The sequence below is a fragment of the Streptomyces katrae genome (assembly GCF_000717655.1).
GTDB lineage: Bacteria > Actinomycetota > Actinomycetes > Streptomycetales > Streptomycetaceae > Streptomyces > Streptomyces katrae_B.
Map to the genome: position 1 here is coordinate 43,764 of NZ_JNZY01000004.1, position 13,339 is coordinate 57,102.

12 protein-coding genes are annotated in these 13,339 nt (G+C 73.8%); 10 read left to right on the forward strand and 2 right to left on the reverse strand.

The annotated features are described in order from the left end of the window. Window positions 1-3: 3 nt before the first annotated feature. From IF09_RS0106615 to IF09_RS0106630, 4 genes are all read left to right on the forward strand, one after another. Window positions 4-2,853 (forward strand): ABC transporter permease subunit, encoded by a 2,850-nt coding sequence (locus tag IF09_RS0106615; protein ID WP_030292882.1) that lies wholly within the window; start codon window positions 4-6, stop codon window positions 2,851-2,853. After that, window positions 2,850-3,623: an ABC transporter ATP-binding protein gene (locus IF09_RS0106620; RefSeq protein WP_030292884.1), complete on the forward strand. Its 774-nt coding sequence runs from the start codon at window positions 2,850-2,852 to the stop codon at window positions 3,621-3,623. The genes IF09_RS0106615 and IF09_RS0106620 overlap by 4 nt, the downstream gene beginning before the upstream one ends. 105 nt (window positions 3,624-3,728) lie before the next feature. Further along, window positions 3,729-4,577 carry an aldo/keto reductase gene (locus IF09_RS0106625; RefSeq protein WP_030292886.1) on the forward strand — a complete coding sequence of 283 codons (849 nt, stop codon included), beginning with the start codon at window positions 3,729-3,731 and terminating at the stop codon, window positions 4,575-4,577. 7 nt (window positions 4,578-4,584) lie between these two features. Then, window positions 4,585-5,034: an RICIN domain-containing protein gene (locus IF09_RS0106630; protein WP_030292888.1), complete on the forward strand. Its 450-nt coding sequence runs from the start codon at window positions 4,585-4,587 to the stop codon at window positions 5,032-5,034. A 16-nt stretch (window positions 5,035-5,050) separates the two neighbouring features. Here IF09_RS0106630 and IF09_RS0106635 read toward each other — a convergent pair whose 3' ends face one another. After that, entirely contained in the window at window positions 5,051-5,356 is a 306-nt protein-coding gene (locus tag IF09_RS0106635; protein ID WP_030292889.1) for a 4a-hydroxytetrahydrobiopterin dehydratase, read from the reverse strand. Between the two features lie 208 nt (window positions 5,357-5,564). Here IF09_RS0106635 and IF09_RS0106640 point away from each other — a divergent pair, with 208 nt between their 5' ends. Continuing rightward, window positions 5,565-7,370 (forward strand): hydroxysqualene dehydroxylase, encoded by a 1,806-nt coding sequence (locus IF09_RS0106640; protein ID WP_030292891.1) that lies wholly within the window; start codon window positions 5,565-5,567, stop codon window positions 7,368-7,370. A 24-nt stretch (window positions 7,371-7,394) separates the two neighbouring features. After that, window positions 7,395-8,186, forward strand: a complete 792-nt coding sequence (locus tag IF09_RS0106645) for a helix-turn-helix domain-containing protein (protein WP_030292893.1) — start codon at window positions 7,395-7,397, stop codon at window positions 8,184-8,186. Here IF09_RS0106645 and IF09_RS0106650 read toward each other — a convergent pair. Then, window positions 8,172-8,597 carry a hypothetical protein gene (locus IF09_RS0106650; RefSeq protein ID WP_030292895.1) on the reverse strand — a complete coding sequence of 142 codons (426 nt, stop codon included), beginning with the start codon at window positions 8,595-8,597 and terminating at the stop codon, window positions 8,172-8,174. The genes IF09_RS0106645 and IF09_RS0106650 overlap by 15 nt on opposite strands. Before the next feature lie 311 nt (window positions 8,598-8,908). Here IF09_RS0106650 and IF09_RS0106655 point away from each other — a divergent pair, with 311 nt between their 5' ends. The 4 genes from IF09_RS0106655 to IF09_RS0106670 all read left to right on the forward strand — a co-directional run bounded on the left by IF09_RS0106655 (window position 8,909) and on the right by IF09_RS0106670 (window position 13,321). Continuing rightward, window positions 8,909-9,943 (forward strand): hypothetical protein, encoded by a 1,035-nt coding sequence (locus tag IF09_RS0106655; RefSeq protein WP_030292896.1) that lies wholly within the window; start codon window positions 8,909-8,911, stop codon window positions 9,941-9,943. Further along, window positions 9,940-10,503 (forward strand): hypothetical protein, encoded by a 564-nt coding sequence (locus IF09_RS0106660; RefSeq protein WP_030292899.1) that lies wholly within the window; start codon window positions 9,940-9,942, stop codon window positions 10,501-10,503. The genes IF09_RS0106655 and IF09_RS0106660 overlap by 4 nt, the downstream gene beginning before the upstream one ends. A gap of 107 nt (window positions 10,504-10,610) precedes the next feature. Continuing rightward, complete coding sequence (locus IF09_RS47865) at window positions 10,611-12,098, forward strand: NAD(P)/FAD-dependent oxidoreductase (RefSeq protein ID WP_078613095.1); 1,488 nt, start codon at window positions 10,611-10,613, stop codon at window positions 12,096-12,098. Beyond that, window positions 12,095-13,321 (forward strand): MAB_1171c family putative transporter, encoded by a 1,227-nt coding sequence (locus IF09_RS0106670; protein WP_030292901.1) that lies wholly within the window; start codon window positions 12,095-12,097, stop codon window positions 13,319-13,321. Before IF09_RS47865 ends, IF09_RS0106670 begins: the two co-directional genes overlap by 4 nt. Window positions 13,322-13,339 lie beyond the last annotated feature (18 nt).

The following is a 13,339-nucleotide window of genomic DNA, read 5'->3' on the forward strand; positions in this document are numbered from 1 at the left end:
CCCATGGGAGATCTGCTCGTCTTTGTCCTGAGCGGTCTGGTCTCCGGAGCCCTGTACGCACTGCTCGCCACCGGGCTGGTGCTGTCGTACTCGGCGTCCGGGCTGTTCAACTTCGCGCACGGGGCCACGGCCTACCTGTGCGCGCTGACCTTCTACGAGGTGCACTCCGGGCTGGGGTGGCCGGCGGTCCCGGCGGCCCTGCTGGTGGTGTGCGTGCTGGCCCCCGGGCTCGGGTGGGGGCTGGACCGGCTGATGTTCCGACGGCTGGCGCAGGTCGGCGAGACCGCGCAGATCGTGGCCACGATCGGGCTGCTGGTCGCACTGCCGGCGGCCGGGCTGTGGGCCGTCGAGCTGCTGGGGGATGCGGGCGCGCCCGTGAAACCCGCGGAGAACCAGTTCGGGCTGCCGGGCGTGGGGCCGAGCCCGGCGACGTCCTGGCAGCTCGCGGAGGGTGTCGGCATCGACTCCGACCAGCTGATCACCTGGGTGGTGACGGCGGTCGTGGCGGTGGCCCTGTGGGTGCTGATGCGGCACACACGGCTGGGGCTGCAGCTGCGGGCGGCCGTCGACAACCGCTCGCTGACCGAGCTGCGCGGGATCAGCGCCGACCGGCTGTCGTCGGTGGCGTGGATGATCGCCTCCGCGCTGGCGGGGCTGGCGGGGGTGCTGGCGACGCCGCTGCTGGGGCTGTCGGCACACGACTTCACCCTGTTCCTGTTCGTCTCGGCGACGGCGGCGGTGCTCGGGCGGTTCGCGTCCGTACCGCTCGCGTTCGCGGGCGGCCTGGGGCTGGGAGTGCTGCAGAACCTGGTGGCCGGGTACGCGTCGTTCGCCGAGGGGATCACCGGGTTCCGGACGGCGGTGCCGTTCCTGATCCTGTTCGGCGGGCTGCTCGTACTGACCCGGCGGAGCCGTACGGCGGGGACCGCGGCCGTGGACGCGGCGCCCGTGGACCATCTGGCGGGGGCCTCGTGGGGACGGCGCTGGGGGGTGTGGGCAGCGGCCGCGGGGCTGTTGTGCGTGGCCTTCTCCACGGTGACCACCCCGTTCTGGAGCGGACTGCTCGCGCAGGGGCTGGCCCTCGGGCTGGTGTTCATGTCCTTCACCGTGGTGACCGGGCTCGGGGCGATGGTGTCGCTCGCGCAGGGCACGTTCGTGACGGGGGCCGCGCTGGTGGCGGGGCTGCTGATGAGCCGGGGCTGGCCGTTCGTGGCGGCGCTGGCGGTGGGGACGTGCGTGGCGGCGGTGCTCGGGGCGCTGGTCGCACTGCCGGCGCTGCGACTGGGCGGGCGGACGTTGGCCCTGGCGACACTGGCGCTGGCGTTCCTCGCGGACCAGGTGCTGTTCCAGCTGCGGTGGCTGCGGAACGGGGACTCCGGGTGGTCGGTCCCGCGGCCGGTGTTCGGACCGGTGGATCTGGGGGACGACCGGGCGCTGGGGGTGGCGCTGGTGGTGGTCGTCGCGGTGTGCGCGGCCGGGCTGAGCGCGCTGCGGAACTCGCCGTCGGGGCGGGCGGTGCTGGCCGTGCGTTCGGCGCCGGCGGCGGCGATGGCCTCGGGGGTGTCCGTACTGCGTACGAAGCTGCTCCTGTTCACGCTGTCGGCCGGGCTGGCCGGGTTCGGGGGCGTGCTGGTGGCGTCGTACAACACCCGGATCACGGCGACGGACTTCACGGCGATGACCGGGCTGGTGTGGCTGGCGGTGGTGGTGGCCGCGGGGGTTCGGCGGCCACAGTACGCGGTGGTGGCCGGGGTGGTGTTCGCAGTGGCCCCGCGGCTGCTGTCCGACTACGTGACGGAGTCCGCGCACCTGCCGGTGATCCTGTTCGGCCTGGCGGGGTTGGCCTTGGCCAACGATCCGGACGGGTACTGCGCCGCCGTTCCGGTGCGGTTGGCGAAGCGGCGGGCCGGTGCCTCCCGCGGGGGTGCGGGGGCGGTCGGGGCCGCCGGGACCGCCGCGACCGCCGGGCCGGGCCCCGGCCCGGCGGGGCCGGCCCCCACCCCGCGCTCTCGCCGTTTGCCGGGGTTCCGCCCCAGACCACGCGCCTCAAAGGCCGGCGAGGCTGATGCGGCCCGCCCGGCGTCCGGGGCCGTGGGCGCGCAGCGCACGTACGGGGTCCGGGGCGGCGTGGGGGACGGCCCCGCGGGGCCCGAGCGAGCGGCGGCCGCCCTGGAGCTGCGCGGGGTCACCGCCGGATACGACGGGGGCCTCGTACTGCACGGGGTCGATCTCGCCGTCCGGAAGGGCGAGATCCTCGCCGTGCTCGGGCCGAACGGGGCCGGGAAGAGCACCGCGTGCCGTGTCGCCGCCGGTTTGGTCGGCGCCGTGAACGGAGCGGTCCTCGTACGCGGGCGGGACGTCACCCGCGAGGGGGTCGTGGGGCGCGCCCGGTCCGGGGTGCTGCTCGCCCCCGAAGGGCGGGGCATCTTCCCTGCGCTGACCATCGAGGAGAACCTCGCCCTGTACCTCCGCGAAGCGGACGCGCGGACCGCCGTCTACGACCGGTTCCCCCGGCTCGGGGAACGGCGGGGCGTCCCCGCCGGGGCGCTGTCCGGCGGGGAGCAGCAGATGCTGGCCCTCGCGCCGCTCCTGCAGCGCCCGCCCGAGGTGCTGATCGCCGACGAGCCCTCGCTGGGGCTCGCTCCCCGCGTCGTGGAGGAGGTGTACGCGCTGCTGACCGAGTTGCGGGGCGCCGGGACCGCACTGCTGCTGGTCGAGGAGAAGGCCGCCGGGATCCTCGGTGTCGCCGACACCGTCGCGTACCTCTCCCAGGGCCGGGTGTCCTGGTGCGGTCCGCGCGCCGAGGTGGAGGCCGACCGGCTCACCGCGGCCTATCTGGGGATGGCGCGATGACGGGGCCTTGCGTACTGGAGGGCGCCGGCATCAGCGTCCGGTTCGGCGGGGTGAAGGCGCTCACCGGGGTGGACCTCGGCGTCCGGGCCGGCGAGGTGTGCGGGCTGATCGGGCCGAACGGGGCCGGGAAGACCACGCTGTTCGACGTGCTGTCCGGGATCCGGCGGCCCGACCAGGGGCGGATGCTGCTCGACGGGGCGGACATCACCCGGCGCTCCCCGGTCTGGCGGGCCCGGCACGGGATCCGCCGGACCTTTCAGCGGCAGCAGCTGTTCGGGCAGCTCACCGTGGCCGACAACGTGCTCGTCGCACAGGAGTGGCGCGGGGGCGGGGGCGGGATCGCCGCCGACCTCCTCGGCTCCCCGGGCCGGCGCCGCCGGGAGCGGGAGCGGCGCGAGCAGGGCGAGCGGGTGCTCGCCTCCTGCGGGATCGGCGCGCTGGGGGCGGCGTACGCGGGCGGGCTGCCGGTCGGTCAGGCCCGGATGGTGGAGCTGGCCCGCGCGGTGGCGGATCCGCCGCGCGTGCTGCTGCTGGACGAGCCCGCGTCCGGGCTGTCGGCGCCCGAGCGCGAGCAGCTCGCGGCGATCGTGCGGCGGCTGGCCGGGCAGGAGGGGTGCGCCGTGCTGCTGGTGGAGCACAACGTGGCTTTCGTGATGGAACTGTGCACCCGGGTGGTCGTCCTGGACCTCGGCACGGTCCTCGCCGAGGGCACCCCCGCCGAGGTCCGTGCCGATCCGCTCGTCCGGGAGGCCTATCTGGGAACGTCCTGACGGTGTGTCCGGCCCCGGTGCGCCGCCTCGGCGGGAATACGCTCGCCGGGGCGGCGGGTTGTCGCCCCTCGTACCCAGCCCGTCGATCCGAGGGAACAGCCAGACGTGAACGACGTCCCCGCCATCCGGCTCAACAACGGCACGCTCATGCCCCAGCTCGGGTACGGAGTCTTCCAGGTCCCGGACTCCGAGGCCGCGCAGGCGGTCGGGGCAGCGCTGGAGGCGGGGTACCGGAGCATCGACACGGCGGCCGCCTACGGCAACGAGGCCGGCACCGGCGAGGCGATCGCCGCCTCCGGGGTCCCGCGCGAGGAGCTCTTCGTCACCACCAAGCTGTGGAACGGGCGTTCCCGGACCTGGAAGCGCGACGACGTGCTGCGCGCGCTCGACGACTCCCTCGCCAAGCTCGGCCTCGACCACCTCGACCTGTACCTGATCCACTGGCCGCGCCCGATGCGCGACGACTTCCTCACGATCTGGAAGACCTTCGAGGAGATCGCGGAGAGCGGCCGCTCCCGCGCAGTCGGCGTGTCGAACTTCCGTCCCGCCGACCTGGAGCGGCTCGGCGCCGAGAGTGCGCTGGTTCCGGCCGTGAACCAGATCGAGCTGCACCCGCTCTTCCCGCAGCCCGGGCTGCGCGCCCTGCACTCCAGGCTCGGCATCGCGACCGAGGCCTGGTCCCCGCTCGGCCAGGGCAAGGAGCTGCTGACGCTCCCGGCCGTCGCCGAGGCCGCCGCCCGGCACGGGCGCTCCCCCGCCCAGGTGGTACTGCGCTGGCACCTGCAGCTCGGGAACATCGCGATCCCGAAGTCGGTGACCCCGTCGCGGATCCGGGAGAACCTGGACGTCTTCGGCTTCGAGCTGGACGCCGCCGACCTCGCCGCGCTCGACGCGCTGGGCAGCGGTTCCTCGGCCGGGCGGATCGGGCCGGACCCGGCCGTCTTCGACGTCTGAGCCGCGGATGAGCCTGCCCGACGGGGTCTACCTGATCCGTAACGTCGCCAGCGGTCTGCTGCTCCAGCTGGAGGGCGGCACGCGGGTGCACATGGGGCCCGAGGATCCGGCCGCGCCCCCGGCCGCCCGGCAGTGGCGGATCTCGCCCGTGCACAGCGGCGGCGGGATCGTCCACGTCGTCAGCGTGCACAACGCCAAGCGGCTCGACGTCGCGAACGCGTCGACGGAGAGCGGCACCCGGGTCCAGGTGTGGCGGCCGAACGCGTTCGGCGCGCAGGAGTGGATCGTCGAGGAGCACCTCGACGATCCCGGTGTGGTGTCCCTGATCGCCTGTATCAGCGGGCTGCCGCTGGAGGGGGACGAGGAGGGCCGGGCCCGCCAGTGCGAGGACACCGATTCGCCGTCGCAGTGGTGGCGCCTGGAGCCGGTCCTCCCCGGCACGGGCAAGCGCCCGTGACCCCCGCCCGTCGGTATCAGCTCGCGCCGTGGGCGGGGGCCAGGGCTTCGACCCGCTCGGCGAGCGCGAAGTCGGCGCCGGTGACGGAGTCGCCCGCGCTGTGCGTGTTCACCGACACCCGGACCGTGTTGTAGCCGAGGGTGAGGTCGGAGTGGTGGTTCAACTCGTCCTGGACCGCGGCGATGTGGGCGACGAGGGCGCTCGCCGCGAAGTGGGTGCCCAGCCGGTAGGTGCGGATGATCCGGTCGTCCTCGAAGGCCCAGCCGGGGAGTTCCCGCAACCGGTCCTCGATCTCCTTCTGCGAAAGCGGCTCGTCTGCCATCGGCATGCTCCTTCACCGTTCGGGCCGGACTTCTGACGTGGGGTCAAGGTTCCCACAGCGCCCACCGGAGGAAACGTTTCGCGCCATAGTGCGTGTGGGTACTTCCGCGCCTTCCGGGTCCACGGTGTCGCCCTTATGCTCCTGCGCCGGACGTGGCTGTTACCGCCGGTAATGCACAGCCTGCCGACGAATCCGAAGGGGCTTCCTCATGACGCGCACGGGCAGTTCGAGGCGCACGTTCATCGCGGGTGCGGGGGCGGCCACCGCCGGGGCGCTGGGGGCATCCGGGGCCCTGGCCCCTCCCGCCCGGGCCCAGACCCAGACCCAGACCCAGTCTCCCGCACCCAAGACCACCGGCCGCCGCGTCGCCGTCCTCGGCGGCGGGGTCGCCGGGCTCACCGCGGCCCACGAACTCGCCGAGCGCGGCTACGCCGTCACGGTCTACGAGCGCCGCGCGCTCGGCGGCAAGGCCCGCAGCATGGACGTCCCCGGCAGCGCCCGCGGCGGGCGCCGGCCGCTGCCCGCGGAGCACGGCTTCCGCTTCATCCCCGGCATTTACCACAACCTGCCCGACACCATGCGGCGCATCCCCTTCCCGGGCAACGCCCACGGCGTGTGGGACAACCTCGTCGCCCCGCCCGAGATGATGTTCGCCCGGGCCGGCGGCCGGGAGGACCTGCGCGCGCCGATCCCCTGGCCCGGCCACTCCCCCGCCGAGCTGACGCCCGACGAGATCCGCCGCGTCCTGACCGGCGTCCTGCAGTCACTCGTCCGGCTGCCGCCGCACGAGACCGCGTACTTCGTCGACCGCGTGCTGGTCTTCCTCACCAGCTGCGACGAGCGCCGCAACGAGGTCTGGGAGCACACCCCCTGGTGGGAGTTCGTACGGGCCGCCCGGATGTCGAACGAGTACCAGCGCATCCTCGCCGTGGGCATCACCCGCAACATCGTCGCGACCAAGGCCGAGGAGGCGTCCACCCGTACCGTCGGCGCCCTGGGCGAGGCCTTCGTCTTCAACGCCCTCGGGCGCGGCGCGGACGGTCCGCCGGACCGGATCCTCAACCTGCCGACCAACGAGGCGTGGATCGACCCGTGGGAAGCCCACCTGCGTTCCCTCGGCGTGGAGTTCAGGATCGGCTGGACGGTACAGGAGGTGCAGTACGGGAACGGCCGGGTGAGCGGGGTCGCCGCCCTGGACCCGGCGGGGGCCCGGCAGACCGTCACCGCCGACCACTACGTCAGCGCGCTGCCGGTCGAGCACGCCCGGCGCACCTGGAGTGCGGGGCTGCGGGCCGCGGACCCGATGCTGGGCCGCTGCGACCGACTGGAGACCGACTGGATGACCGGCATCCAGTTCTACCTCACCGAGCGCGCACCCCTCGTCCACGGGCACCTCAACTGCATCGACTCACCCTGGTCGTTGACGGCGATCCAGCAGGCCGAGCACTGGCCGGCCCGCAACTTCCCGGCCGACTACGGCGACGGGGCGGCGGTGGACTGCCTGTCGGTGGACATCTCGGACTGGGACAAGCCGGGGATCCTGTACGGGAAGACGGCCAAGCAGTGCACCCGCGAGGAGGTCGCCCGCGAGGTGTGGGCGCAGCTGAAGGCCTCCCTCAACGACACCGGGAAGACGCTGCTGACGGACCGCACCCTGCACTCCTGGTTCCTGGACCCGGGGGTGGACGGACTCGGCACCCCGAACCCGACCAACCAGGACCAGTTGCTGATCCACCCCACCGGCACCTTCCACAACCGGCCGAGCGCGCAGACCCGGGTGCCCAACTTCTTCCTCAGCGGGGACTACGTGGCCGTCGACATCGACCTGGCGACGATGGAGGGCGCCAACGCCTCGGCCCGCGCAGCCGTCAACGCCCTGCTGGACAGGGACGGTTCGAAGGCCGAGCGGTGTGCAGTCCTGCCGATGTACCGGGCTCCGGAGGTGGAGTCCTTCAAGCGGCACGACCTGTGGCGCTACCGCCTCGGCCTGCGCAACGTCTTCGACCTGGGCTGACCCCTCTGGGCTACCGTCGTGGGCATGACCTCCACCCCGTCCGTCGGAGTCCTCCTGCGTACCTGGCGGGAGCGGCGCGGCATCAGCCAGCTGGAGCTGGCCGGCCGCGCCGACTCCTCCTCCCGCCACATCAGCTTCATCGAGACCGGCCGGTCCCGGCCGAGCGAGGAGATGCTCCTGCGCCTCGCGGACCGCCTCGACGTTCCGGTGCGCGAGCGCAACGCCCTGCTCCTCGCGGCGGGTTACGCCCCGCACTACGCGCAGACCCCACTGGACGACCCCTCCATGGAGGGGCTGCGCGAGGGCATGGAGCGGCTGCTGACCGGTTACGAGCCGTACCCGGCGCTGGTCGTGGACGCCACGTACCGGGTCGTCGCAGCCAACCGCGGCATCGCGATGCTGTTGGACGGCCTGCCGGAGCACCTGCTGATCCCGCCGCTGAACGCCATGCGGATCACCCTGCACCCGGAGGGCCTGGCCCCCAGGATCCGCAACCTCGCGGAGTGGCGCGGGCATCTGCTGACGCAGATGGAGCGGCAGATCGCGCTGGCCCGCTCCGCGCCGCTGCGCGCGCTGTACGAGGAGGTGTCCGCCTACCCGGTCGCCGACCGGGTAGGCGACGCCGCTCCCGGGGAGGCCGTCCCGCACATCGCGCTGCCGCTGGTGATCGAGCACGACGGGCACCTGCTGTCCTTCGTGTCCTCGATCGCGACGTTCAACACGCCGATGGACGTGACCGTCGCCGAGCTGGCCATCGAGACCCTGCTGCCGGCCGACGCGACGACGGTGAAGTACCTGCGCTCACTGGGGCCCTGAGGCCGTCTTCCGCAGTGCCAGCTGCTGGAGGACGGCGAAGCCTGCGACGGTCAGGGCCTGCGCCGGGATCCACACCAGGCCGGCCGTGGTGGGGGCGTCCCAGAGGAAGAGGGAGACCAGACTGACGGCGGCCCAGGCGCAGTTGGCCTCGATGACGCCCCTCACCGCCAAGGCCGGAGGACGGCGGCGCGAGGCCAGCCAGCCGACGCCGGCCCCGTAGAGGGTCAGGAACAGGCCGAGTTCGAGCAGGGCGGCCTCGCCGACGCCGAGCAGCCGGCCGAGCGGGGCGGAGAAGGCGGCGTACGCGAGGCCGTTCGCGGCGGTGACCACGGAGTCGAGGGCGAGGAAGCGGCGCAGCGCCGTCTGCGGGACGGTGGTGCGGGCGACGCTGCCGAGCAGGGTTGCGGACATGGCGGATCAGCCTCCGTCGAGGGTCAGGGGCGGGGCGCGGGCGGGCTGCCGCGCACGCGAATGCGCTGGTGGGGTCGGGTTCCGAGACCGAGTGCGCGGACTCGGAACCCGATGGCTCCACTGTCCCCCGCGGCCCGCACCGGGGTCGATTACCTCAGGGGTCATGCCGGTCCCGGCGGCGGTCGTGCCAACCTTCTTTGAGTCACATCGCAAGAAAGGTGGGGGATCGCCTGTTTCGCCGGGGGGGTGCGGGCTACGCTGCACGGAGCTGAAGCTCTCGAACGTCCTCTCGACATACGGAGAACCTCACGGTGTCAGCCGCCGCCCGACCCGACCTGGCCTCGGCCTGGGCGCGCGTCACGGCATTGGCGGAGGGCAGCGGCCGGGACCCGGCCGAGGTGCTGTCCCCGGAGCGGCTGAGCCGCCTCTGCGGGGTCGAACCCGCGCTCGTCCCCCGGATCGTGGCCGGGACCGCGCCCGAAGCGCCGCTGTGCCGGCGGGTGCACCGGCGCTTCCTGCGGCTGCGGGCCACCCGCCGCGACAAGCACGGCCGGGAGTGGTCCCTCGCCGCCATCGCGGAGGACTTCCAGGCGCCCGGCGCCTCGCTGGGCCCCCTCAACGCCGGCACCGGGATGCCCCGGCTGGGCCACGCGGCGGGTGTGCAGCGGTTCTTCGGGGTCTACGCCGGCTTCCTCCTCGCCGACAGCCAGTGCGCGGTGGAACACGCCCTCGCCACCACCGGCGCGGCCGCCGCGGACGACCTCGAGCACCTCTCGTACCTGACGGGCATGCCCCCGCACGACATCCGGCTCACCCTCGACGGCGCACCTCCCCGCCTCCCGCTGAAGGCCCAGGTGCACCAGCGGTTCGAGCACCTGCGGCGCAGCCGGCTGCGCGCGGACGGCCAGGCCCACTCCCTCGCGGCCATCGCCCACTCCTTCGACGCTTCGGGGCAGTCGCTGACCCGTCTCGCGCGTGGTGAGGGCCTGCCCAACCTCGCGGCGGCCGCCGGGATCCAGCGCTTCTACGGGGTCGACGGCGGCTTCTTACTCGCCGACGACACCGAGGCGCTCACCAGCGCACTCTCCGAGATCGAGCACGAGCTGAAAACCGCCGGACAGAATGCCGGAAGCCCGATGCTCGCCGTGCTGCGGGCGCACGATGTACGGAGCATCGTCACGCGGGCCGGACGGCTCTCTCCGGCGGGCTGGAAGTCGCTGGCCGACCACCTCGACGACCTGCTGGCCCGCGAGGGCCGGCTGGGGCGCCCGGGCGGGGGCGGAGAACGCCCGCTCCACGCGGCGGTGCCCGACGACCGTAAGGCTGCCGAGGGGGGAGCGCCATGAGGACCACACGGACCATGCGGAAACTCGGCGGAGATCTGCTGGCGGATGCGCGCCTGGCGCGGCCGGCCGATGCCGCCGAGATCATCGGGAGCCTGTGCGCCGCGTACGGCCGCCGGCGCGGCGGCCGGCCGGTGGAGTTCCGGTTCGCCGGGTTCCCGCCCGACACGGCCAGCGGGCTGTGGCTGGAGATGGAAGAGCGCGACCTGCTCGTCATCGAGGAGCGCACCCGGCCGGAGCACCAACTCGTCATCGCCTGCCACGAGTTATGGCACCTGGAGGAAGGCACGTGTGACAGCCACGGCCCGGGCATGGCCGTGGCGGCCCGGCTCACGGGGCACCGGGGCGATCTCGCCGAGCTGCTGCACTCGGAGGCCGGACTGGGCAGCGTGGTCCGGCAGGCGGCCGCCCGCGCCGACCGGGAGGATCCGGCGGAGATCCGGGCAGAGACCTTCGGCCTGTACCTCGGCCAGGTCCTGAAGGCGTACCTGCCGGGGCCCCGCGAGGAACGCTTCCCCGAGGCGATCGAGCGCATCAAGTCCTCCCTGGGATGGGGCCGTTGAGTGCACGTCCCGGCGGCGTACCGATGACGCCCCGGTGACCACCGCCTTCCCCGTCGATGCACCTCACGTGCCGCTGCCCCCGCACGGCCCTGACAGAGAGCCCCACGATGACCCACTCTTCCCCGCCCCGCCACGCCGTCGTCGTGGGCGGCAGCATGGCCGGCCTGCTCGCTGCGGCCGTGCTCGCCGAGCACGCGACGGTCACGATCATCGACGCCGACACGCTGCCCGACAGCCCGGCGCCGCGGCGCGGACTCCCGCAGGCGCGGCACGTCCACGTCATGTGGTCGGGCGGGGCCCGCGCCATCGAGAAGATACTCCCGGGCATCACCGACGACTGGACGGCGGCGGGCGCGATCCGCCGCAGCCTGCCCGGCGACCTGGTCACCAAGACCGCCCAGGGCTGGATCCCGCGCTGCGGGGAGAAGCAGTTCAACATCTCGTGCAGCCGCGACCTCCTCGACGCGGTGGTCCGCGCCCGGGTGACCGGCCTGCCCGGGGTCACCACGCTCCAGCAGAGCCGCGTACAGGCCCTGGAGGGTACGGCGGCCCGCGTCACCGGCGTCCGCGTCGACACCCCCGACGGGGCGGGCCGGCTGCTGACCGCCGACCTCGTGGTGGACGCGAGCGGGCGCGGCTCCCGGGCCCGGGCCTGGCTGCAGGAACTCGGGGTCGGCGGGATCGGACAGGCCCAGGTCGACTCCGGTCTGGTGTACGCGACGCGGATCTTCGAAGCCCCCGCGGGAGCTCACGAGATGGGCTTCCCTATCGTCAACGTGCAGTCCGATCCGCGGGTGTGCGTACCCGGCCGGACGGCGACGATCGTGCCCATCGAGAACGGCCAGTGGCAGGCCACCCTGTCCGGCACCCGGGGCGGCCAGCCGACCGGCGACCCCGAGCAGTTCATACCGTTCGCCAAGGGCATCCGCGATCCCGTCGTCGGCGAGCTCCTCGAGGGCAGGAAGCCCCTCACCGACGTCGCCGTCACCCAGGGCACCGCCAACCGCAGGGTCTACTTCGAGAAGGCGGACCTGCCCGACGGCTTCTTCGCCGTCGGCGATTCCGTCGCCACCTTCAACCCGCTGTACGGACAGGGCATGACGGTCGCCGCCCAGGGGCTGCTGGCCGTACGCGCCCTGATGCGTGCCAAGGGCCTCGCGCATCCGGGCTTCGGCCGCGAGGCGCAGCGCGCGCTCGTCCCGCAGGTGGCCACCGCCTGGGAGCTCGCCACCTCGCAGGACATCCTGTATCCCGGGGCCACCGGCATGAAACCGCGGGCCGGCGCCGGGCTGCTCAACGCATACGTGAGCCGGCTGATGACCGGGGCCACCACGCGCGAGGCGCTGACCGCCGCGTTCCTCCAGGTCATCACCATGAGCAGCCCGCCCACGTACTGGCTGCGGCCCTCGGTGGTCTGGCACGTGCTGCGCGCCTCGGACCGGGACGCGCTGAAGGCACCGCCGCTGACCGCGGCCGAGCGGGCCGTCGCGGGGCTCGACCAGGGGTCCGGCCCGGTCGACCCCGTGGGCCCGGTCGACCCCGTGGGCCCGGTCGGCCCGGTCGGCCCGGTCGGTCCCGTCGGCCAGGCGCGATGACCGACGGTCTCATCTTGTACGTACCGGGGTCGGTGATGATCCTGGCGCTGCTGATCAAGGCGCCCACCCTGCGCCGGGGATGGGACCAGCCGCTCATGCGGGCCGTGTGCACCCTGCTCGTGGTCGGCTGCATGGTCATGTTCCTGGCGGCTCCGCCGACCATCGCCGCGGTCAACCGGCTCACCGGAATCGTCAACTTCTCGGCCCCGCTGGTGTACAGCGTGCTGACCGCGTTCTCGGGGTCGTGCATCGTCCTGGTCCTGCAGTGGGGCGGCGGCCCGCCGGCGGTCGTGCGGCGGGCGACCCGGCTGACGGTGGCCGCGTTCGGGGCCGTCACGCTGCTCATCGTCGTCCTCTTCGCCCTCGGCGACGCGCCGGTGGAGCGGCTGCGCGACCTGGACACGTACTACGCCAACACGCCGTGGCTGCGCGAGATGATCGTCTGCTACCTGCTCGCGCACACCGTGGGCAGTTCGACGCTCACCGTGCTGTGCTGGAAGTGGCTGCTGCGCGTGCGCCCCTCGCTGCGTCCGCTGCGCACCGGACTGGCCCTGATCGTGCTCGGCGGGGTGCTGGACCTGGGCTACCTGGTCACGAAGTGGGCGGCGGTGGGCGCCCGCTGGTCGGGCCGCGACTGGGACGGCCTGTCCACGTACGTGGCCCCGCCGTTCGCCTCCGCGGCGGCCCTGATGGTGGGGTCGGGGTTCATCGTGCCGCTGGTCGGCGGCTCGGCGGCCTGGCGGGACTTCAGCCGGTACCGGCGGCTGCACCCGCTGTGGAAGGCGCTGCGCGGCTTCGCCGCGTCGAGCGTGACGACCGTGCCGCTGACCTGGTGGTCGCCGATCGGGATCCGGCTGATCCACCGCGAGTCGGTGATCGACGACGGCATCCTGGCGCTGGGCCGCTGGTTCGACCCGGCCGTACGGGGCGCCGCGTACGAGGAGGCGCTCGGCCAGGGGATGTGCGCGTCGCAGGCTTCGGTCGTGGCCGACGCGGCCATGCTCGCGGCGGCCTGCCGGCGCCGGGAGGCGGCCGAGGCCGCCGAAGCCGCGGAGGCTCTCGGCCCGGCGGTCGCGGACGGCGCCGGGGAGCACCCGGCGGGGGCGGACCAGGGACTGCCCGAGCCGTACCGGCTGGACTCCCGGCCGCTCGCGGCGCTGGCCCGGGAGTTCCGCGCCTCCCCCATCGTGGCGGCCGTACGACGGGACCCGGCGCGCCTGTGAGCGGTCGGCGCGGGCGGC